17 protein-coding genes are annotated in these 21,188 nt (G+C 68.2%); 13 read left to right on the top strand and 4 right to left on the bottom strand.

Annotated features, from left to right (window positions below):
* Nucleotides 1-9: 9 nt before the first annotated feature.
* Nucleotides 10-780, bottom strand: coding sequence for a DNA alkylation repair protein (locus EV647_RS13765; RefSeq protein ID WP_238177190.1), 771 nt, complete (start codon nt 778-780; stop codon nt 10-12).
* Nucleotides 732-1,475: an SDR family oxidoreductase gene (locus EV647_RS13760; protein WP_134002730.1), complete on the bottom strand. Its 744-nt coding sequence runs from the start codon at nt 1,473-1,475 to the stop codon at nt 732-734. Before EV647_RS13760 ends, EV647_RS13765 begins: the two co-directional genes overlap by 49 nt.
* A 198-nt stretch (nt 1,476-1,673) precedes the next feature.
* On the opposite strand from EV647_RS13760, the gene EV647_RS13755 reads away from it, so the two are divergent.
* From EV647_RS13755 to EV647_RS13700, 12 genes are all read left to right on the top strand, one after another.
* The gene (locus EV647_RS13755; RefSeq protein ID WP_238157164.1) at nt 1,674-2,057 is read left to right on the top strand and encodes an STAS domain-containing protein; all 384 of its coding nucleotides are present in this window, start codon (nt 1,674-1,676) and stop codon (nt 2,055-2,057) included.
* Nucleotides 2,058-2,108: 51 nt separating this feature from the next.
* A complete protein-coding gene (locus tag EV647_RS13750) occupies nt 2,109-3,839 on the top strand; it encodes an MBL fold metallo-hydrolase (RefSeq protein ID WP_134002728.1) in 1,731 nt (576 codons plus the stop codon).
* A 10-nt stretch (nt 3,840-3,849) separates the two neighbouring features.
* Nucleotides 3,850-5,508, top strand: a complete 1,659-nt coding sequence (locus tag EV647_RS13745) for a hypothetical protein (RefSeq protein WP_134002726.1) — start codon at nt 3,850-3,852, stop codon at nt 5,506-5,508.
* A gap of 10 nt (nt 5,509-5,518) precedes the next feature.
* Nucleotides 5,519-6,577: a LacI family DNA-binding transcriptional regulator gene (locus EV647_RS13740; protein ID WP_134002724.1), complete on the top strand. Its 1,059-nt coding sequence runs from the start codon at nt 5,519-5,521 to the stop codon at nt 6,575-6,577.
* A 146-nt stretch (nt 6,578-6,723) separates the two neighbouring features.
* Nucleotides 6,724-8,094, top strand: coding sequence for an extracellular solute-binding protein (locus EV647_RS13735; RefSeq protein WP_134002722.1), 1,371 nt, complete (start codon nt 6,724-6,726; stop codon nt 8,092-8,094).
* Nucleotide 8,095: 1 nt separating this feature from the next.
* Nucleotides 8,096-9,064, top strand: coding sequence for a carbohydrate ABC transporter permease (locus EV647_RS13730; protein WP_134002720.1), 969 nt, complete (start codon nt 8,096-8,098; stop codon nt 9,062-9,064).
* Nucleotides 9,064-9,894 carry a carbohydrate ABC transporter permease gene (locus EV647_RS13725; protein WP_134002718.1) on the top strand — a complete coding sequence of 277 codons (831 nt, stop codon included), beginning with the start codon at nt 9,064-9,066 and terminating at the stop codon, nt 9,892-9,894. The genes EV647_RS13730 and EV647_RS13725 overlap by 1 nt, the downstream gene beginning before the upstream one ends.
* Before the next feature lie 2 nt (nt 9,895-9,896).
* Nucleotides 9,897-10,856 carry an ROK family protein gene (locus EV647_RS13720; protein WP_238177189.1) on the top strand — a complete coding sequence of 320 codons (960 nt, stop codon included), beginning with the start codon at nt 9,897-9,899 and terminating at the stop codon, nt 10,854-10,856.
* Complete coding sequence (locus EV647_RS13715; RefSeq protein WP_238177188.1) at nt 10,853-11,455, top strand: SIS domain-containing protein; 603 nt, start codon at nt 10,853-10,855, stop codon at nt 11,453-11,455. Before EV647_RS13720 ends, EV647_RS13715 begins: the two co-directional genes overlap by 4 nt.
* Nucleotides 11,452-13,920: an alpha-mannosidase gene (locus tag EV647_RS13710; protein WP_134002716.1), complete on the top strand. Its 2,469-nt coding sequence runs from the start codon at nt 11,452-11,454 to the stop codon at nt 13,918-13,920. The genes EV647_RS13715 and EV647_RS13710 overlap by 4 nt, the downstream gene beginning before the upstream one ends.
* A gap of 1 nt (nt 13,921) precedes the next feature.
* On the top strand, nt 13,922-16,357 hold the full coding sequence (locus EV647_RS13705; protein WP_134002714.1) for a glycoside hydrolase family 2 protein: 2,436 nt from the start codon (nt 13,922-13,924) through the stop codon (nt 16,355-16,357).
* Nucleotides 16,348-18,219, top strand: a complete 1,872-nt coding sequence (locus EV647_RS13700; protein WP_134002712.1) for a hypothetical protein — start codon at nt 16,348-16,350, stop codon at nt 18,217-18,219. The genes EV647_RS13705 and EV647_RS13700 overlap by 10 nt, the downstream gene beginning before the upstream one ends.
* Here the strand turns inward: EV647_RS13700 and EV647_RS13695 are convergent.
* The gene (locus EV647_RS13695) at nt 18,212-19,057 is read right to left on the bottom strand and encodes a hypothetical protein (RefSeq protein WP_134002710.1); all 846 of its coding nucleotides are present in this window, start codon (nt 19,055-19,057) and stop codon (nt 18,212-18,214) included. The two genes, EV647_RS13700 and EV647_RS13695, sit on opposite strands and share 8 nt — an antisense overlap.
* Nucleotides 19,054-20,385 (bottom strand): L-fuculokinase, encoded by a 1,332-nt coding sequence (locus EV647_RS13690; protein WP_166680316.1) that lies wholly within the window; start codon nt 20,383-20,385, stop codon nt 19,054-19,056. Before EV647_RS13690 ends, EV647_RS13695 begins: the two co-directional genes overlap by 4 nt.
* Before the next feature lie 58 nt (nt 20,386-20,443).
* On the opposite strand from EV647_RS13690, the gene EV647_RS13685 reads away from it, so the two are divergent.
* Nucleotides 20,444-21,172 (top strand): polyprenol monophosphomannose synthase, encoded by a 729-nt coding sequence (locus EV647_RS13685; protein ID WP_134002706.1) that lies wholly within the window; start codon nt 20,444-20,446, stop codon nt 21,170-21,172.
* Nucleotides 21,173-21,188 lie beyond the last annotated feature (16 nt).

Genomic DNA, 21,188 nt, shown 5'->3' with positions numbered 1-21,188 from the left:
TTTGTCGACTTATCGCGCGAGGTACTGCTTGCGGCTGATGGGGTCCAGACGTTCGATGGCGTAGCGGAGCATGGTGCGGGGCATCCGGGTCGCGTACTGATCCAGGAAGGCGCGCAGTTCGTCCTCGGAGACCCGCTTGCCTGCCTCCCGCAACATCCAGCCGGAGGCCTTGTGGACAAGGTCTTCCGGATCGTCGAGGACCTCGGCGGCCAGCTTGTAGGTGTCTGCGGTCTGCCCCTGGCCGATCAGGTACTGCGTGGCGATCAGCGCGATCCGGCGTTCCCAGAGCTGGTCGGAGCGGATCAGCGTATAGAGAGGATCGCGCGGCTTGTCGAGCAGGTACCCGCCGGCAACCTGGGGAGCACTGCAGTCGACCAGATCCCAGTTGTTGATGTACACCGTACTGCGCGTGTACAGCTCGTAGATCGCGGCGAGCTCGTGCGGGTTCGCCGTACGCGGCTTGAGACTGCGGGACGCGCGATCGGCCAGCAGACAAAGGATTGCGAGCCGGTGCTCGTGCACCGGGCTGGTCAGGGCCTGCTCGAGTTCGGGCAGCGGGAGGTCGGCGCGCAGGTACGGCTTGAGGATGCCGCGGATCGTCGAGAGCTTCACGCCGATCATCTGGTCGCCGTGGCCGTAGCCGCCGGGCTGAAGCTGGAAGTAGCGCGCGAGTACCTCCGCCACCGCGGGATCCGCGGCCGCGTCGACGTCGGCGATCAGGTCCTTGGTACTCAGACCAGCATCCCTCCGGTCGCGCGGAGGTTCTGCCCGGTCATCCACCGGGCGTCCGGACCGGCCAGGAACGCGACCACGTCGGCGACCTCGGCGGGTTCGCCCATCCGGCCGAGCGCGGTGATGCCGACGAGTGCGTCCTGCACCGTCGGCGGATTGTGGTCGTGGAACATGTCGGTGTCGGTCGCTCCCGGGGACACCGTGTTGACGGTGATCGCGCGCGGACCGTACTCGCGGGCAGCGATCTTCACGAACTGCTCGAGCGCTGCCTTGCTCGCGGCGTACAGCGAGATCCCGGGTCCGGGCATCACGGTGTTCAGAGTGGACAGCGCGATGATCCGGCCGCCGTCGGGGAGGACGCGGCCGGCGCGCTGGATCGCGAAGTACGGACCCTTCACGTTGGTCGCGAACAGTTGGTCGTAGTCCTCGACAGTGACATCGGCGATCGGCTTCACCATCGCCTGTGCCGCGTTGCAGACGAAGATGTCCAGCGTCCCGGTCGGCTCGGCCGCACGATCGAACAGTCCGTCGATCGCGGACAGGTCCGCCTGGTCCGCCTGTACGGCGATCGCCGCGCCGCCGACTGCCTTCACCTCCGCGACCACCTCGGCCGCGGCCGCTTCGCTGCTCGCATACGTGAAGGTCACCACGGCGCCGTCCGCGGCCAACCGCCGTACGATCGCGGCACCGATCCCACGTGAGCCTCCGGTGACCAGCGCCGTCTTACCGTCCAGAACGCCCATACTGCCTTGTCTATCACCCCATTAGGTCCGTCGTTTGTTTTACTCCGACAGCGCTTACAGCCGCGAGGTCACGCTCCGGGGTCGATCGTCGGCGCACCCGTTGTACGGCTCGCGCCTTGGGGCATACGGTGTGAGGGCAGGGCAGTTCCATATCCGCCAGGACCCGCGTTCGTGGCGCTATCCGGGGGAGATACCCGCGTGACCAGGCATCCAGAGCCGCGGGACGGCGAGATGATCAGGACCACCTTCGATGCGGTCACCGAGGAGCTCGAGCCCGGCGTACTCCTGGTCCGGCTGTCCGGCGAGATCGACATCGCCAGTACCGATTTCGCCGCCGAGGCGATCCGCGCCGCGGTCGCACCACCGGCCCGGCTGGTGCTGATCGACGTGTCCGCCGTCACGTTCTGCAGCTCGGCCGGCCTCGGCAACCTGGTCGAGGCACGCAACCTGGCCGGTGAGCACAACATCACCCTGGCGCTGGTCGGCGTCGGCCGGCCGGTCGACCGCCCGCTGAGCGTCACGGGTCTTGGCGGTCAGTTCCGCATCTACAGCACGGCCGCCGAGGCGCTCGCCGACAGCTGACCGGCCCGGCCGGGGTGGAATCGATTCCAGGTCTGCGCTTAGGGTGCTGGTGTGATCGTGCACGCCATCGAGGACACCTGCGTGGTGTACCTGCTCGTCGACCCGTCGTCGCGGACAGCTGTTGCGGTCGACGCCGGCAGCGGGCGCTGGCTCGAACGGCTCCCGTCGTACGGCGCGGACACTGTGACCGACGTACTGGTCACGCATCACCACCGTGACCAGGTCGAGGGCCTGCCGCAGCTGGCGGCCGCCGGGACGCGGATCTGGGCGCCGGAGAACGAGGCCGAGCTGATCACGGACGCCGATCACCACTGGCAGCGACGCAACTTGGTGAACAACTACGACCTGCATACGGACCGGTTCTCGTTGCTGTCGTCAGTGCCGGTGACAGGCGTGATGAAGGACTACAGCACGGCACAGATCGGCCATGTGTCGGTGCTGACGTTGCCGACGCCTGGCCATACGCCGGGCAGCGTGAGCTACCTGATCGACGGCTACGCGTTCACCGGTGACCTCATCCACAGTCCCGGCAAGGTGTGGTCGGCTGCCGCGCTGCAGTGGTCGTACGTCGGCATGGAGGGCGCCGCGATGACCATGGCCTCGCTGACGCAACTCCTGGATCACTCACCCCGAGCACTGCTGCCCAGCCATGGGTCGCGGATGGACAACCCGGCTGACGCTGTGCGGGAGACCTGCGCCGCGCTACAGGACCTCATCACCGTGCGGCTCGGCACACCAAGCGGTCTGCTCGACAAGCTCGAGAATCCGTACGTCGAGCTCAGCCCCCACCTGTTGATGAACCGGACCAGTGAGTCCCGCAGCTACGTGCTGCTGAGCGACTCCGGTACGGCGCTGTTGATCGACTACGGGTACGACTTGACCACCAGCATCCCGACGGGCGGGCCTCGGCACGTGGTCCGGCCATGGCTGCCGAGTCTGCGAGCACTGCGGCGGGACTACGGCATCGAACGTGTCGAAGTCGCGATCCCGACGCACTACCACGACGACCACGTTGCCGCCTTCAACCTGATGCGAGAGGTGCACGGGACCGAGGTGTGGGCGTCCAGCCCGGTAGCGCACGTCCTGGAGAACCCGACGCACTACGACCTGCCGTGCCTCTGGTACGAGCCGATTCCGTGCGTCCAGCACATCGACAACGGCGCCGGGATCCGGTGGCGCGAGTATGAGCTGTCGATGTACGCGCTGCCTGGCCACACGCTCTACGCGTCGGCCATCGGGTTCGAGGTCGACGGACGGCGAGTGCTGGCGACAGGTGACCAGCAAACTGGCAGTTGGTCATCGGACGGGGCCCCCGAGATACCGAACTTCCAGTACGCAAATGCGTTCGCGGCCGAGGACTACGTGGCGTCGGCCGCCCTCTACCGGCGGCTGCAGCCGGAGTTGATGATCTCTGGTCACTGGGACCCGCGCCCGGTCACTCCGGCGTACCTGGTTGAGCTGGCGCGGCTCGGTGACGAGGTTGCGCGGGTTCACCGGGCGCTGCTGCCGGCGGACGACCCGGTGTTCACGCGTGCTGTGCGCATCACGCCGTACCGGGTGGACGCGGTCAACGGGCAGCCGTTCACGGTGCGAGTCAGCGTGCCTGCGGACCTGGTCGTGCCTGCCGGATGGGAGTGCGGACGGGTCGGCACGGATGAGTTCGTGGTGATCCCGCGGGTGGCCGAAGCGGTACGGCGGGAGCGGATCGCGGCTGCGGTCACGCGGGACGGGATGTACCTGGGGCAGCTGGCCGAGGCCCTGGTCGACGTACGCCTTTCGTGAAAGGAACCTTGTGGACTACAGCGTGGACGTGAATGCCGGAAAGGCGTACGCGACCGTCAGCCGGGACGAACAGGTCCTGTTCAACCTGCGGTTGTTCGCCTCGCTCGACACCGCGGAGGGCTTCGACGAGAGTTCTTCGCTCGACGTGGACACGTCGGAATCCGGCGTGGTGAGAGTGACGGCTCGCAGTTCGGTCTGGGAGAGCCGGGTCACGACGACACGGTTCCTGCCGGACCGCATCGAGGTCCAGACTACAGTGACCGGACAGGGTCGTCTCACGGACGTGCATCTGCTGGGCGGACGCCGTACTCCCCGTGGGTTCCTGCCCAGTGGGTCCCGGCTGCGGCAGGTGTACTCGCCCAATCCGGACCATCCGACGCGGGTTGTCCGGGACGCGGTCGAGCCGGCCACGATCAGCGTCTGCGGCGAGGGCGGTGAACCGGGGATCGAGAGGTGGCTGTTCACTCCGGCGCCTTGGTGCTTCGCTGCGGCCGTCTCTGAGGAGTGGATCGGGTTCAGCTTGGTCGCACCTGTCGCCGAACAGAACTTCACCAGCTACCACTACCGTCCGGTGACTGGCGGATTCAGCCTCCAGCTGGACTACGAGGGTCACACCGCCGTCGACGGCACCTTTACGACGCCGCTCCTGGTCGTGCACCTGGGTGGTGACTCGGCTGAGGACGTGCTGGTTCGGCATCGTGAGCTGCTCGACGCTGCGGGTGCTGTGCCTTCGCGCGTGGCAGAGCGGCCCGAGTGGTGGTCGGGGACGATCTTCTGCGGCTGGGGCGCGCAGTGCGCTCTCGGCGTACGGACCGACCAGGCACCACAGCCGCTGGCCACGCAGGCGAACTACGACACCTTTCTGGAGACCCTCGCCGGCCATGGCATCGTGCCGGAGACAGTGGTGATCGACGACAAGTGGCAGGCGTCGTACGCGACCTGCCGACCCGATCCGGCGCGCTGGACCGACCTCGCCGGGTGGATCGCGAAGCGGCACGCGGCCGGCCAGCGGGTGCTGCTGTGGTGGAAGGCGTGGGACTTCGAAGGCGCCCCACCGGATGCGTGCATCACCGACGTTGGAGGCGAGCCGGTCGGGCTGGACGCGGAGTCACCGGCCTGTGTCGAGCTGATCCGGGATGCGGTGACATACATGCTCTCGGCCGACGGACTGGACGCGGACGGGTTCAAGATCGATTTCACCGCGCGGACGCCGTCCGGCTCGTCACTGCGGCACAGCGGCAACCGGTGGGGAGCTGCCCTGCTGCACGAACAGCTCCGGCTGGTCTACGACACCGCCAAGCAGGTCAAGCCAGACGCTCTGGTCGTCACGCACACACCCAATCCGGCTTTCCTCGACGTCACCGACATGATCCGGCTGAACGACGTACTGCACGATCACTCCGCCGAGCCGGGCTATGTCGCTCGTCACATGAGCTACCGGGCCGGTGTGGTGCGCTCTGTGGTGCCGGAGCTGGGTGTGGACACGGACGGCTGGATGATGCCCAGTCACGCGGAGTGGCGCGACTACCTGCGGATTCAGGACTCCCTCGGGGTGCCCGCGCTGTACTACGTGGACGGCACCGACACGGATCGCTACGACTTCCGCACCGAGGATTTCGACGCCGTCAAGCAGACGTGGAACCGGTACAGAGCGCGACCGACCATCTAGACTGCGGGCCATGAGTCCCCGGGGGCAGGCGGCACGGGCGGTGCCACAACCGACACAGCCGCCGGTACGCCGTCCCACGGTGCAGGACGTCGCACGGGAGGCCGGTGTCTCGCCGTCGACCGTGTCCCGTGCACTGCACACGCGCGGGTACGCGTCACCCGCCGTACGGGCCCGGGTCCGGGCGGCGGCCGAGCGGATCGGGTACGTGACCGACCACAACGCCCGCAACCTGCGCAGCCGGACGTCGACGTCGATCGGCGTGCTCATCTCCGACCTGCGGAACCCGTTCTACGCCGACCTCGCCGCCGGGATCGAGCAGGAGCTGCGTTCAGCGGGGTACCAGATGGTGCTCGTCAACGACAACGGCGATCCGGCCGAGGAGCTGCAGGCGGCCGAGACACTGCTGGCGATGCGGGTGCCGGGTGTGATCGTGACACCGGTGACCGCGAAGTGCCCGCAGGTGCTGCAGGACAACGGGGTGCACGTCGTCTGCGCGGACCGCGAGCTGAGCCGGTCGAAGAGTGACGTCGTACTGGGCGACAACGAGACCGGTGCGCGGGAGCTGACCGAGCATCTGATCGCGCTCGGCCACACCCGGATCGGCCTGCTCATCGACGAGACGAAGTGGTCGACCGGCGCCGGCCGCCTCGCCGGGTTCCGGGCCGCCCATGTGGACAACGACCTCACCGTGGACGAGGACCTGATCGCCTACACGAGCTTCGACGCGGACGCCGCCCGGCTGACGACGCGCAAGCTGCTGAACGACCACGACGTCACCGCGATCATCTCCGCGAACAACGTGCTCGCACAGGGCGCGCTGGCCGAGCTGAAGGACCGGCGGCTGAAGATCCCGCGGCAGATCAGTCTCGCGGCGTACGACGACGTGCCGTGGATGTCGCTGGTCCAGCCGGCGCTGACCACGGTCGACCAGAGCACGGTCGAGATGGGCCGCAGCTGCGCGCGCCTGCTGCTCGCCCGGATCCGCGGCGAGCTCACCCCGAAGCGCCGGCAGGTCAAGGTACCGGCCCGCCTGATCGTCCGCGGCTCCACCGGACCCGCTCCGCGCTAGGACCAGACAGGTCCTCGTTCTCCACAAGGTCGTCGCTGACGTCTTGACGACTGCTCGGACGCACCCGTACGGTTCCTGCATTCCGGAAATGTGGCATCGATACCACATTCCGCCGCTCGTCCCCTGTAGACGTTAGGAGCAACCCCATGAAGCACCTGCGCCTTCCCGTGGTGCTCGCGGCCGGCGCGCTGGCCCTCACCGCCTGCGCCGGCGTCGGGAAGAAGGACGCCGGCGGCGGCAGCGGCGACCAGAGCTCGGCAGCCTCGACTCCGACCGGTTCCCTGAAGGTGATGGGTTTCAGCGGTGAGGACGAGGTCGCCCAGTCCCGGATCACCGCCTTCAAGACCGCCTTCCCGGGCGTCACCGTGCAGAACAACAAGGGCGACTTCGACGCCCAGCAGTTCCTCACCGCGGTGTCCAGCGGCAACCCGCCGGACGTCGTCTACATGGCCCGCAACCTGGTCGGGACCTATGCCGCGAAGGGCGCGATCCAGCCGCTCGACGACTGCATCAAGAACGCTGGAATCGATACCACACAGTATCGCGAGGCCGCGCTGAACGAGGTCAAGCTGAAGGACAAGACGTACGGCATCCCGGAGTTCTACACCGTGTCGACGAACCTGATCAGCGAGACCGCGCTGAAGTCCGCGGGGGTGCCGGTCAGCGACATCCAGACCGCCGACTGGGACAAGCTCGAGGCGACCGCGAAGAAGCTCTACACGGCGAAGAACGGCCGCCCGTCCCGGATCGGGTACGACCCGAAGATGCCGGACTTCTTCCCGCTCTGGGCGATGGCGAACGGCGCGGAGCTGGTGAAACCCGGCGGCGAGCCCAACCTCAACGACCCGAAGGCGGTCGAGGCGCTGCAGTTCACGATCAAGCTGATCAACGACCAGGGCGGCTGGTCGAACTTCAAGACCTTCCGCGACACGTTCGACCTGTTCGGCGCGAAGAACCAGTTCACCAAGGACCAGCTGGCCGCGTTCCCGATCGAGAACTGGTACGTGAACGTCCTGCGGGACTCCCGGGCGAACGGGCTGAAGCTGCAGTCGACGCCGTTCACCGACCGGCAAGGACAGCCGATCAGCACGATCGGCGGCTCTGCCTGGGTGATCCCGAAGGGCGCGAAGAACCCGAACGCGGCCTGCCAGTGGGCGAAGACGCTCACCTCGAAGGAGACCTGGCACAAGGCGGCCGAGGCCCGGATGCAGACCGTTGCCAAGGACAAGAGCTTCTTCACCGGTCTGTTCACCGGCAACAAGGTGGCCGACGACGAGATCAAGGCGCAGTACCTGAAGCCCAGCGGTGACGCCGGGTTCGACGCGGCGATCAAGAACTACTACGACGTGCTCGACAAGGCGAAGTCGCTGAACCCGTCGCCGGCCGGCGCCGAGATCGACGCCGCCTGGAAGAGCGCGGTCGCCAAGGCCCTGGGCGGCTCGGTCACCCCGCAGGCTGCCCTCGACCAGGCACAGACCGAGGCCAAGGCCGCCTTCGACAAGGCCAGCCAGGGCTGACATGACGACCACCGTCGAGCGTCCGGCGACCAGCGGGCAGGCCGAGCCCGCGCGTCGCCGGCGGCCGAAGCGGAGTCCGCTGGCGAAGCGGGAGGACCGGGCCGGCTGGCTGTTCATCTCGCCGTGGGTGATCGGGTTCCTCATCTTCACCGCTGGTCCGATGATCGCGAGCCTGGTGCTGTCGTTCACCGACTACCAGATGATCCAGGCGCCGCACGCGGTCGGCCTGGACAACTACCGCGAGCTGTTCGACGACCCGCGGGTGCTCAAGTCGCTCAGCAACACCTTCGTCTACGCCGCGATGTTCGTGCCGCTCGGCACGGTCTTCGCGCTCGCACTGGCGATGATGCTGCAGCGCGTGGGCAAGGCCGGCGGCTTCTTCCGGACCGCCTTCTACCTGCCGGAGATGACGCCCGCGGTCGCGGCGGCGGCGATGTTCCTGCTGCTGCTGAACGGTCAGCAGGGCCTGATCAACAAGGTTCTCGGCTGGTTCGGTATCAACGGGCCGAACTGGACAGCCGATCCGAACTGGCTGAAGCCGTCGCTGGCGATCGTCAGTCTGTGGACCGTCGGCGGCACCGTCATCATCTACCTGGCCGCGCTGAACGGCGTACCCAAGCAGCTGTACGAAGCGGCCGAGCTGGACGGCGCCGGTCCGGTGACGCGGTTCTTCAAGATCACCGTGCCGATGATCTCCGGGGCGTTGTTCTTCACGGTGATCACGCACACGATCGCGGCCATGCAGATGTTCGACCAGGCCTACACGATGTTCTACGGGCCGCAGCAGAAGGCGACGGCCTCCGACGAGTCGCTGGTGTACATGGTCTACCTGTTCCAGAACGCCTTCCAGTTCTTCAAGATGGGCTTCGCCTCGGCGATGGCCTGGCTGCTGTTCGTGATCATCCTGCTGATCACGTTCCTCCAGGTCCGGATCGGCAACCGCTACGTGTACTACCACGGGGAGCGCTGATGACTGTCCCTTGGCGGCGGCTGCCGTTCTTCGTGTTCCTGACGCTGGCGACGATCGCGTTCGTGTATCCGCTGGTGTGGCTGGTGTCCGCGTCGCTGAAGCCGCGGTCGCAGGTGTTCGACAACCGGCTGATCCCGGAGATCTTCCAGCCGTCGAACTACGTGCGGGTCTGGGACGCCGCGCCGGTGCTGCGCTGGCTGACGAACTCGTTGACCGTCGGGTTCATGGCGGCCGCGGCGGTGACGCTGTCGAGCGCCCTGGTCGCGTTCGGCTTCGCGTACTTCCGGTTCCGCGGGCGGAACATCCTGTTCGGCATCCTGTTGTCGACGATGATGCTGCCCGGCGCGGTGACGATGATCCCGGTCTATCTGATCTGGAACAAGCTGGGCATGATCGACACCCAGATCCCGCTCTGGGCGCAGAACCTGTTCGGCTCGGCGTTCTACGTCTTCCTGCTCCGGCAGTTCTTCCTCGGCATTCCCCGCGAGCTCTTCGAGGCCGCCCGGGTCGACGGCTGCAGCTACTTCGCGATGTTCCGGCGGATCGCGTTCCCGCTGTGCAAGCCCGCCCTGGTGATCGTGTTCGTCTTCGAGTTCAAGGCGAGCTGGTCCGACCTGATGAAGCCCCTGATCTACCTGCAGACCACGGAGTACTTCACGATGCCGCGCGGCCTGAAGCAGATCATCGACGCCTTCGCCCTCTCGGGTCACTACGAGTGGGAGATCGCGGTGGCCGCCAGCGTGATCGCCGTGGTTCCGATGATCATCCTGTTCGCCTTCGGGCAGCGCTACATCCTCGACGGCGTGGCCACGACCGCGCAGAAAGGCTGAGTGTGACCCAGCTGCAGCCCGTCCTCGCCCTCGACGTCGGCGGCACCAAACTCGCCGCCGGCGTCGTCGCCCGCGACGGCACCGTGCGGTCGTTCTGCCGGATCGAGACCGCGGTGGGCGAAGGTCCCACCGCGGTCGTCAAGCGCCTGCTCGACCTCGGCGAGCAAGCGCTGGCCGAGGCAGGACTACCCGTCGGCTCCACGCCCGTGGCCGCGGTCGGAGTCGGCTGCGGCGGTCCGCTCGACCCGTCGACCGGGGTGATCCTCGGGCCGCCAGGTTTGCCTGGCTGGGACTCGGTACCACTCGGTCAATTGGTGGCCGAGCGCTTCGAACTACCGACGTACGTCGAGAACGACGCCACCGCGGCCGCACTAGGCGAGTACCGGTGGGGCGGCTGGGGTGTGGAGAGCCTTGTCTACCTGACCGTGTCGACCGGCTTCGGCGGCGGGATCGTTGCTTCTGGCAAACTGTTCCACGGCGCGGCCCGGCAGGGCGGTGAGCTGGGTCACGTGGTCATCGACTGGCAGGGCCGGCAGTGCGGTTGCGGTGCCCGCGGCTGCGCCGAGGCCTACGTCTCCGGTACGTCGATCGCCCGCAGAGCCACCGAAGCCGTCGCCGGTTCGGACTCGACACTCGCCGGGCTGACCATCACCGCGAAGGATGTTGCGGCGCACGCCCGCGCGGGCGATCCGATCGCGCGGGCAGTGTGGGACGAGACGACCGCGATGCTGGGGAGGATGGTCGCCGTACTCGTCAACGTTTGCGAGCCGGAACTCGTCGTACTCGGCGGCGGGGTGACCCGGGCCGGTGCGCAGCTGCTCGACCCGGTGCGGAACGCCGCGCTGCGGCAGGCGATGCCGCCGGCGGCGCGCGCCTGCGACGTCGTACTCAGTCGGCACGGTGACGCGGTCGGCGTGCTCGGCGCTGCGGCGATCGCGTACGAGCGGTTGGGGGACGCGTGACGACCAGACTCGAGGGGCTGCTCGACGGGCAGCTCGATCGACACTCGGAAGTGGCCGCGGCGATGCGTGCCCAACTGCCCCAGGTGCAGGCCGTCGCGGACGAGCTGATCCGGCGGCTGGCGGCCGGCGGAGTGCTCTACACCTTCGGCAACGGCGGGTCCGCGGCCGATGCGCAGCACCTGGCCGGCGAGCTGATCGGCCGCTACCTGCGCGAACGCCGTCCGCTGCCCGCGGTCGCCTTGATCGGTGACGCCGCGGTGGTCAGTTGCATCGCCAACGACTACTCGTACGAGGACGTGTTCGCCCGGCAGGTCACCGCGCTGGTCCGGCCGCGGGACATGGTGGTCGGGTTCAGCACGTCCGGCAGTTCGCCCACGGTCGTCAAGGGACTCGCGGCCGCCCGGGCGAACGGCGCGTGCACGGTCGCGTTCACCTCGGTCCGCGGTCAGGCGCTCGCGGACTCGGCCGACCTGGCAGTCGTCGTACCGGCGGAGGAGACGGCGCGGATCCAGGAGATGCACGTCCTTGCCCTGCACCTGGTCAGCGAACTCGTCGACCGCTGGGCCTTTGACACCCCCGACAACAGGAAGGCTCTATGACCAAGCGTGGTCCCCTGCACATGATCGGCAACGCGCACATCGACGCGGTGTGGCTCTGGCAGTGGCAGGAGGGATATCAGGAGGTGCGGGCGACGTTCCGGTCGGCGCTGGACCGGATGGAGGAGTATCCGGACTACGTCTTCACCGCGGACTCGGTCGCGTACTTCAGCTGGATCGCCGAGCACGACCCGGAGCTCTTCGAGCGGATCCGCAAGCGGGTCGCGGAGGGCCGCTTCGAGATCGTCGGCGGCTGGTGGGTGGAGCCGGACTGCAACCTGCCCGGCGGCGAGGCCTTCGTCCGGCACGCGCTGTACTCGCAGCACTGGCTCGCCGAGCACCTCGGCGTGATCGCGACAGTCGGCTGCAACGTCGACCCGTTCGGTCACAACGCCAACCTGCCGCAGTTGCTCAGCAAGGCCCGGCTGGACTCGTACGCGTTTCTCCGGCCGCAGATGCACGAACGCGAGCTGCACGGCCAGAAGTTCTGGTGGGAGTCCGCGGACGGTTCGCGCGTGCTGGCGTACCGGATCCCCCACGAGTACTGCTCGCCCCGCGGTGAGATCACCGGGCACGTCACGAAGGCGCTGCAACAGTTGCCGGTGACAACCGAACCGCTGATGGTGTTCTACGGCGTCGGCAACCACGGCGGCGGTCCGACGATCGAGAACATCGAGTCGATCAAGCAGCTCGCCGAGCGGGACCTGTACCCGGAGGTGTTCCCGTCGACGATGCGCCGGTTCTTCGACGAGGCGCGGACGTTCGACGGGATCCCGGTGCACCCGACCGAGCTGCAGCCGCACGCGATCGGCTGCTACGCCGCGCACTCCGGCGTGAAGCGTCAGAACCGGCTGGCCGAGCAGGCGCTGCTCGCCGCCGAGAAGTGGACCACGATCGCGTCCACAGTCAGCGGGATGCCGGACGCGACCGCGGAGCTCGGGCACGCCTGGAAACAGGTGAGCTTCAACCAGTTCCACGACATCGCCGCCGGCACCGCGATCGAGCCGGCGTACGACGACGCGCGCGACCAGCTCGGCGAGGCGAAGTCGATCGCGGCCCGGCTGGCGAACCGCTCGATCCAGTCGATCGCGCGGCAGATCGACATCCCGGCGGAGGCGATGATGGTGCCGGTGGCGGTGTTCAACCCGCACGCCTGGCCGGTGACCGCGACGGTCGAGCTCGAGCTCGGCTATCCCGCCCCGATGCGCGGAGCGATCGAGCTCCGCGAGGGCCTCGACGGCCGGATCCTCGACCTCCAGGAGGTCCGATCGGCCGCAACCGCGGGCGGCCGCCGGCGGGTCGCCTTCACGGCGAACGTCCCGCCGCTGGGTTACCAACTGTTCACGATGCGGACCGGCGACGAGCCGTCGTACCACCTCGGCGCGCCGACCGGCGACGGCCTGGTGCTCGACAACGGCACGGTCCACGCGGAGGTCGATCCGAAGACCGGCTGGCTGAAGTCGCTCGCGACGGCCGGCGGGCCGAACCTGCTGGCCTCCGGCGTCGCGCATGCCCAGGTGATCGACGACGACACGGACACCTGGAGCCACGGCGTACGGTCGCTGTGGAAGACCGCCGACTCCTTCAAGGTGCAGCGGGTACGGCGGCTCGCGGACGGCCCGGTGCGGCAGCTGATCAGGGTGGAATCGACGTACGGCCGGTCGCGGTTGGTCGAGGAGTTCGTGCTGGACGCAGGGTCGGACGCCGTCGAGGTACGGGTCACGGTGGACTGGCGCGAACAACTGAAGTCTTTGAAACTGTGCTTCCCGTTCGCGCTGCAAGACTCGGTGGCGACGCACGAGATCCCCTACGGGCACCTGGAACGCGAGCAGAATCGCGAGGAGGTGCCGTCGCACGCGTGGGTCGACGTCTCCGGCCCGAACGGCGGCGTCGCGGTGCTCAACGACGGGAAGTACTCGTTCGCCGTCGACGGCACGACCGCCGGGCGTTCCGTGCTGGCGATGACGGCGGTGCGCTCGCCTGTCTATGCCTGGCACGACCCGTGGCAGCTGGACGAGGACGGTGTGTACGAGTACCTCGATCAGGGCATCCAGCGGTTCACCTACCGCCTGCTGCCGCACGGCGGCGACTGGCGTGCGGCGGCCGTGGTCCGCCGTGCGGCCGAGCTCAACCAGCCGGTCACCGCGCTGATCGAGTGCTTCCACCGCGGGCCGCTGCCGCCGTCGCAGTCGTACGTGACCGTGACCGGCGCCGACAACGTCGTCGTCTCGGTCCTCAAACGCGCCGAGGACCACGGCGGCGCCACCATCCTCCGCGCGTACGAGACCGCGGGACGAGACGCGGAGGTAACGATCGACGTGCCCTTCCTCGGCCGTACCTTCGACACCGCCTTCACGCCGCACGAGGTCAAGACGCTGCGCATCCCTGCCGACGGCGACGTCAGCCCGACCGAGGTCGACCTGCTCGAGTGGGACCCGGCCGCACCGCCGCCGCTCACGACGGAGTGAGATGCGCGTACCTCTCGACAGGGAGCCCTGGAGGGTCCGGGGCTTCCTCGGCGACGAGTGGCGGCATCACCGTGTCTGGGGCCCGCTGCGTGAACCCGACGCGTGGTTGCCGGCGACGGTACCGGGCAGCGTCGTCGACGATCTGTGGCGTGCGAACGCCGTACCCGATCCGTATGTCGGCCTGAACACGCGGGCGATCGAGTGGGTGTCCGACCGGCACTGGGCCTATCGGCACGAGTTCCGGCTGGAGCCGCCACCACCAGGACAGCAGGCGTTTCTGTGTCTGGACGGCGTCGACCACAGCGCCTTCGTATACCTCGACGGCACTGAGCTGGGCCGGGTGGACGGGATGTTCGTCGCCATCCGGTTCGACGTCACCGAGTTGGTGCGGACGTCGGCGGAGCACACGCTGGTGGTCGTCGTGGAGCCGACGCCGGTGAGCGAACCGCAGGTGGGTCACACGGCCAAGGTCCGGGTGCACAAGTCCCGCATGACGTACGGCTGGGACTTCTGCCCGCGGCTCGTCCACCAAGGCATCTGGCAGTCGGTGTACGTCGAACTGACCGGACCCGCCCGCATCACGGATCTCACCGTGACCGCGGACCGGGTCCTGGTCGGGGCCCCAGGCAACGATCACGTGGAGTTGACGCTGACGGATGCCGATGGGGTCATAGTCGCGACCGGCGACCGGGCGCTCGAGGTGCGCGATCCCCGGCTCTGGTGGCCGAACGGCAGCGGTACGCCGTACCTCTACCACCTGACTGCGACCGCGTATGCCGATGGCGTGGTGAGCGACCGGCGGGAGTACGAGATCGGGTTCCGGACGTTGCGGTTCTTCCGGGCCGACGGCGCGTCCACGGACGCCGCGCCGTACGGGATCGAGGTGAACGGGCGGCGGATCTTCGCCAAGGGCTGGAACTGGGTGCCGCTCGATCTCAGCTACGGCGTACCGCGACCTGACCGGCTCAGGCATCTGCTGGATCTTGCCGTCGACGCCGGGGTGAACCTGCTGCGGGTCTGGGGTGGCGGGTTGATCGAGACGCCGGAGTTCTACGCCGAATGCGACCGGAGAGGGCTGCTCGTGTGGCAGGAGTTCGCCCAGTCGAGCTCCGGGATCTCGTCGACGCCGGCCGACGACGAGGACTTCGTCGCGATGATGCGTTCGCAGGCGGAGGCGATCGTGCCGCGCCTGCGGCACCATCCGTCGCTCGCGATCTGGGGCGGCGGCAACGAACTGCAGGCCGGCGAAGGCGAACCGCTCTCCGATGCGCCGGTCCTGGACGCGTTGGGAGATGTCGTACGACGACTGGATCCGGAGCGCCTGTGGTTGGCGACCTCGCCAACCGGTCCCGCGTTCCTCAACCGGCTCGACCTGATCCGGCACGCACCGGACAACCAGCACGATGTCCACGGGCCATGGGAACACCAAGGACTGCGCGACCACTACGCGTTGTACGACGCGGGGACGGCGCAACTGCTGAGCGAGTTCGGCGTCGAGGGGATGACGATGCCGCGATCGGTCGCCCAGGTGGTGCCCGAGCCGGATCGCCGGCTGCCGACCCGGGGACGGCCCGTCTGGGACCATCTGGGGCGCTGGTGGAACAACGAGGACCTCGTCCAGGAGTCGTTCGGTCACCGCATCCGGGACCTGGACACGCTCGGCCTGGCGAGTCAGTTCCTGCAACGCGACGGGCTCCAGTACGCCACGGAAGCTCACCGTCGGCGCTGGCCGCGCTGCGTCGGCACTCTCCCGTGGCAGTTCAATGAGCCCTTTCCCAACGCCTGGTGCACGTCGGCGGTCACCCACACCGGCGAGCCGAAGCCCGCGTACTACGGAGTGGCCGCCGCTTATCGTCCTGCCCTGGTCGGCGCCGTCTGCACGCGCCAGTCCTGGGCCAGCCACGACGGGCTTCGGCTGCCCTTGTGGTTCCTGTCCGAGCATCCGCTCCCGCCCGCCACCGTCACTGCCCGTCTCCTCACCTTCAGCGGTACGGAGCTCACAACCCTGACGTACAAAGACGTCTCGGCGGATGCTTTCGCGGGTGAACTGCGTGCCGCCACACCTGCTGAACCGTTCGTCGTGGACCTGCAGCTGATCGCCGGTGACTTCCGGGCGGAACGGCGGTACGTGCTGACTGGTACCGACTTTGCCGACCTGCTCGATCATCGGATCGAAGTGGACGCGGAACTGCGCGGTGACCAGTTGAGCGTGCGGCACCTGTCGGGTCCGGTGGCACCGTTCGTTCGCATCCGGGATGCGCGTCCGGTGCAGGGCGACGCGGGCGGATGGCTGCGGCTGTCGGACAGCGGTTTCGTCCTGCTGCCCGGGGAGGAACGGACAATCGATCTCCGCTGGCACGGAGCCGGCGGCGAACGGGTGATCGCGATCGACGGGCTCGGACTGGATCCCAGAGAGAGGCTCATCCGGTGCACCTGAACGTAGTGCTCGAAACAGTCGACGGCTCACCGATCGATTCGCCCGACTGGCGCGTCGAGCTCGAGGCCACACCGGTCGGTGCCGACGAGCACGCCGTACAGCTGCGGGTGCAGTACGACGGGGTTGCCGCGGCCGATGCCCGTGTGCGTCTCGAGGTCGCGGCGCCGGACGCGCCGCTTTGGCTGATCCCGGGGTTGTTCTACGGCGCCAACCGGGATCCTGCCTGTGCCCGGCTCTACCCGCGCTATGCGCCTGGTGAGCTGGATGCGGAGAACCTGATCGCGGACCGGTGGGCGTTCCGGGCGGATCGCGCCGCGACACCGGTCGTGTTCGCCTGGGGCGAGGAGGGCGGTGTGGCGCTGTCAGTCGGCGCCACCACGTCGCTCGGTCTCAGCGGACTCGGCCTGGGCGCCGGACCGGACCGGCCGGCGACCATCTGGGTTTCGCTGCCCTATCGCGAGGAGCCGTTCAGCTACATCGGCGAACCACGAGGCGTCGAACCGCTTGCGGATTGCCATCGCTGGGAGCCGGGCGAATGCCACGAGATTCAGGCCAGCTTGTGGACGTTGCCGGCGGACCGGCACAGCTATGCGCCGGTCCTCCAGGTACTGCGTGATCGTGAGCGCGCGGCTCATCCGCCGGTGACGCCTTGGGTCGACATCGCCCAGGCTGCGGAGCTGACGGCGTACGGCCTGTGGCGCTGGCACTACCGGGAGAATCCCGCCGTACTGATCGAGACCGCGCTGTTCGACCGTGAGCTCGCGGGTGACCTGGGCGATCGCGGCGACCGGCTTGCGATGCACGTGGCGTGGGTGAGCGGGATCCCGTACGCGCACGCGCTGCTGCGCCACGGCCGACGTACCGGCAACCCGTCGTACGTCGAGGCCGGTACGGCGGTGATCGACCACATCACGGCGAACCTGACACCGGCCGGAACGTTCTTCGGGACGTGGTACGCCGGGAAGGGCTGGAAGCAGTCGTGGACGCCGGTGCCCGGCGGGCTCCACGCGCGAACGCTGGCCGAGGCGACGCTCTTCACGCTGCGGGCGATCGCCGCTGAGCCGGTGGAGCATCCGGTGTGGCGTGCGGCAGCGCTCAGCAACCTGGAGTTCGCGCTGGCGGCACAAGATGCCGAGGGCAACTTCGGGAGCATGTACCACCTGGAGACCGGCGAAGTGCTGTCCCGGCTCGGAGCGGCCGGGCTCACGTGGGTCGGCGCGATGGCGGAGGCGTACGAACTCTTCGGCGACGAACGCTTCCGCGAGGCAGCGCGCCGCGGCGGGCAGTACTACGCCTCCTTCGTCCGCGACGAGACATTGTGCGGCGCCCCGGAGGACGTCGACCTGGCACCGACGTCCGAGGACGGGTACGCCGCGTTGTTCGCGTACGTCGGCCTGCACCGGATCGATCCGTCCCACGAATGGCTCGCGCTGGCGCGGCACGCCGCAGACTGGATGTTGACGTTCCGCTACAGCTACGACGTACGGTTCGATCCCGAGACGATCCTCGGGGCGTACGGCTTCCGCAGCCGCGGCGCGGACCAGGCGAGCCCGTCCAACCAGCACCTGCACAACTACGGCCTGATCTGCACCGCCGAACTGGCCACGCTCTCAGCCCTCACCGGCGACGACAGCTACGCCACCTCCGCCGCCGAACACCTCAGATTCGCCCGCCAGTTCATCGCCCGCCACGACGGCGACTTCAACGCCCGCCGCGGCATGGTCACCGAACGCTACTACCAAACCGAATGCTTCGGCCCACCCGGAGCCCTCCTAACCCTCTCCCACTCCTGGTGCATAGGCGTCCTCCTCCTAGCCACAGAAGACACTCTGACCCACCCCGAACTAACTGCCCTCAACTGACCTTCGTCCAAGGACGCCCGTGTTCGTGGACGATGTCTGCGATGAGGGCGAGACGTTCACGACAGGTGGTCGCGAGGACGGCGGCAGGGTTGTCGGTTTCGAGGGCGGGGGTCCAGAGGGCTCGGCCGGCGAGGGTGCCGGAGGCGCCGCCGCGGCAGGCGAGTTCTACTGCTCTTGGGAAGTCGTCGCGGGCTACGCCGTTGGACAGGACCACCCATGGGACGGGCAGCGTTTCGGTGAGTTGCTGGCAGGTGGCGATGATTCCGGCGGCGTCGCCGGTGCCGCGGCTCGGAACCTGGGCCTTGTAGAGGTCGGGGCGGACGGGGCCCAGGGCCGCGGCGGCGTCGAGGATCGCCTTGTCCAGGTCGAAGTCGGGCTCGTCGTCCGCGGGTTGTACGACGGGCTCCAGGACGGAGAGGAGGCCGGCGGCAGCGCAGCGGCGTACGAACTCCTCGGACATCTCTCGTCGCCGTTCCTGTTGGTTGTCGCGTTTCCAGATCACCAGGAGTTTGAGGGCGACCGCTCCGGCCGCACGGGCGGCCTGCGGGTCGACGGTCTCGTCCAGGTGGGTGTCGGTGACCGGTCCGCCGCGCTCCTGGGTCAGCGCGTCGGCGGCGAGGATCCAGCCGGGTCGTGAAGGAGCGTCGTACCCCTTGTCGATCAGGAAACCGGACGCCAGCGGGGCGAGGTGCTCGGCGACGGCTGCTTTGAATGCGCGCAGGTCTTCGGGCGCGTCGGGTCGGCCGTGGTCGGCCAGCATCGTGCGCAGGCTTTCGCGTTGGTCCATCGCGACCATCGCGAAGGTTCCGTCAGGGTACGCCAGTGCGTCGAGGCTCATGAGACCACCTTATGGAATCGATGCCAGAATGCGCCATCCCACGTCTCAGCATCCTGTGGACGAACCTCGATCCGCCTTGCCTGCAAGGGTTCCGCCGGCACACCACTCACCACTTCGGCCGCCATCGACGCAGCACCCTGCGCAGCGGTGGCCGAACTCTCCAGTACGGCGAACGACCGCCCACCGGACGCCAGCGCCTTCCGCGTCATCCACCCGCCCAGCCGCACCGGACCGCCGAACGCGACCGTGTGCTGCCAGTCGATCCCGAGCAGCCGCGCCTGCTCCTCCGCCATCCATCGCGCATGGAAGCTCAACGCGTCCACGAGCGCCCGCATCTCCTCGGCCGGATCGCTCACCGGCCGCGTCACGTCGTACGTCGACTCATCGGACGGCGCCGGCGCCTGACGGCCTTGGGGATATGGAGCGATGAACTGATCACTAGGCATGCCCACGGGTTCGAGTGCTGCGTTCAACCAGGTGTAGTCGCGGTCGAGCGAGGCGAGCCGCTGCTCCACCAGACCGCCCGCGGCGCCGTTCCCTGACACAGCACAGCCGTGCCGCCCGTCGACGTACCAGCTCATGCTGATGCCCTGCTGGCGCAGTACGTCGCTCAACACCAGCCCGGAGCTCGGTGTGATGATCGCCTCCGCCGTACCGAGCGAGTCCGCGACCTGACCCGGCTCTCGTACCCCCGCCGCCCACGCACCGACCAGATGGTCGTGCCCACACAGGACGACCGGCACACCGGCGGGGGTGGTGCCGGCGACGGCCATCGGCTCGACCACAGCAGGCAAGCGGTCCAGACCGCCGTACTCAAGCAGCTCCTGGTCCCACTGACGGCTCTGCAGATCCAGTACGCCGAGACGCTGCGCATGAGTCAGATGCATCGCGTAAGAACCCGTCAGCGCAGCCAGCGCCAGATCGGGCACACCGGCCCAGAGACGAGTCCGCGCGAGCAGAGCAGGCTGTGTCTCCTTTAACCACCGCCAGGTCACCACGGGGAGCTTCGCGCTCAGCCGGAGACCGGTCCGCGCGTACAGGTCTGCCGGATCGAGCTGCCGCGCCTGCTCCACACCGGGCTGGTCACGCCAGGTGATCAGCTTCGTCAGTGGCCGCAGTTCCCGGTCGAGCGGTACGCCGGTCTCCGCCATCGCGGTGATACCGATAGCATCGACGCGCTGTCCCTCCGACAGCTCCGCGACCAACCGCCGTACGGCGTGCTGCAAGGCTTCCGCGTCGTCCGGCGTACGGACCGAACGCACCGAGCCGTCGGGAACTCGGCACACCTTCAGGTTCGTCGTACCTATATCGACACCAAGCGCTATCACCTGCACGACCCTAAACCGGAGATGCGATAGCTTTCGGTGTCTCCGACGAAGGAAAGTCATGGGTGAGCTAGCCAAGATCGTGGTCGTCGTACCGACCTACAACGAGCGGGAGAACCTGCCCGTGCTGGCCGGGCTGCTGTCCGACCTGAACCTGCCCGGCCTGGAGCTTCTCGTCGTCGACGACAACTCCCCCGACGGTACGGGCGACGTCGCCGACGAACTGGCGAAGGAGTCGCCGGAGAAGGTCGGCGTACTGCACCGGACCGCGAAGGACGGGCTCGGCCGCGCGTACGTCGCCGGGATCACCCGCGCGCTCGACGAAGGCGCCGACATCGTCATCCAGATGGACGCGGACCTGTCGCACCCCGCCTCGGTCGTCCCGACCATGGTCGAGACGCTGCGGACCACGGACGCCGGCGTGGTGATCGGCTCCCGGTACGTTCCGGGCGGCTCGGCAGCGGCCGAGTGGGGCTGGCACCGGCGGGCGCTGTCCGCGTTCGCGAACTTCTACGTGAACGCGATCCTGCGGCTGCACGTGAAGGACGCCACGGCCGGGTTCAAGGCCTGGAAGGCCGACACCCTGCGCTGGATCGACGTGTCGTCGATCGAGAGCAACGGGTACTCGTTCCAGGTCGAGATGAACTACCGCACGGTCAAGCGCGGCCTGAGGATCGCCGAGGTCCCGATCCACTTCGAGGAACGCACCGAAGGCGTCTCCAAGATGTCGTTGAAGGTCCAACTCGAGTCGGCCCTGATGCCCTGGAAGCTCCTTTTCGGCCGCTCCTAGGGCTCTTCGGTCGTTA

Origin of the sequence: Kribbella sp. VKM Ac-2566, assembly GCF_004366005.1 — a bacterium.
GTDB lineage: Bacteria > Actinomycetota > Actinomycetes > Propionibacteriales > Kribbellaceae > Kribbella > Kribbella pratensis.
This window is presented reverse-complemented; position numbering and strand designations above follow the sequence as displayed.

Bases quoted from the DNA above. Each gene is read 5' to 3' on its own strand.
- EV647_RS13760 (WP_134002730.1), bottom strand. From the start codon at position 1,475: ATGGGCGTTCTGGACGGTAAGACGGCGCTGGTCACCGGAGGCTCACGT.
- EV647_RS13740 (WP_134002724.1), top strand. From the start codon at position 5,519: ATGAGTCCCCGGGGGCAGGCGGCACGGGCGGTGCCACAACCGACACAG.
- EV647_RS13735 (WP_134002722.1), top strand. From the start codon at position 6,724: ATGAAGCACCTGCGCCTTCCCGTGGTGCTCGCGGCCGGCGCGCTGGCC.
- EV647_RS13730 (WP_134002720.1), top strand. From the start codon at position 8,096: ATGACGACCACCGTCGAGCGTCCGGCGACCAGCGGGCAGGCCGAGCCC.
- EV647_RS13725 (WP_134002718.1), top strand. From the start codon at position 9,064: ATGACTGTCCCTTGGCGGCGGCTGCCGTTCTTCGTGTTCCTGACGCTG.
- EV647_RS13710 (WP_134002716.1), top strand. From the start codon at position 11,452: ATGACCAAGCGTGGTCCCCTGCACATGATCGGCAACGCGCACATCGAC.
- EV647_RS13705 (WP_134002714.1), top strand. From the start codon at position 13,922: ATGCGCGTACCTCTCGACAGGGAGCCCTGGAGGGTCCGGGGCTTCCTC.
- EV647_RS13695 (WP_134002710.1), bottom strand. From the start codon at position 19,057: ATGAGCCTCGACGCACTGGCGTACCCTGACGGAACCTTCGCGATGGTC.
- EV647_RS13685 (WP_134002706.1), top strand. From the start codon at position 20,444: ATGGGTGAGCTAGCCAAGATCGTGGTCGTCGTACCGACCTACAACGAG.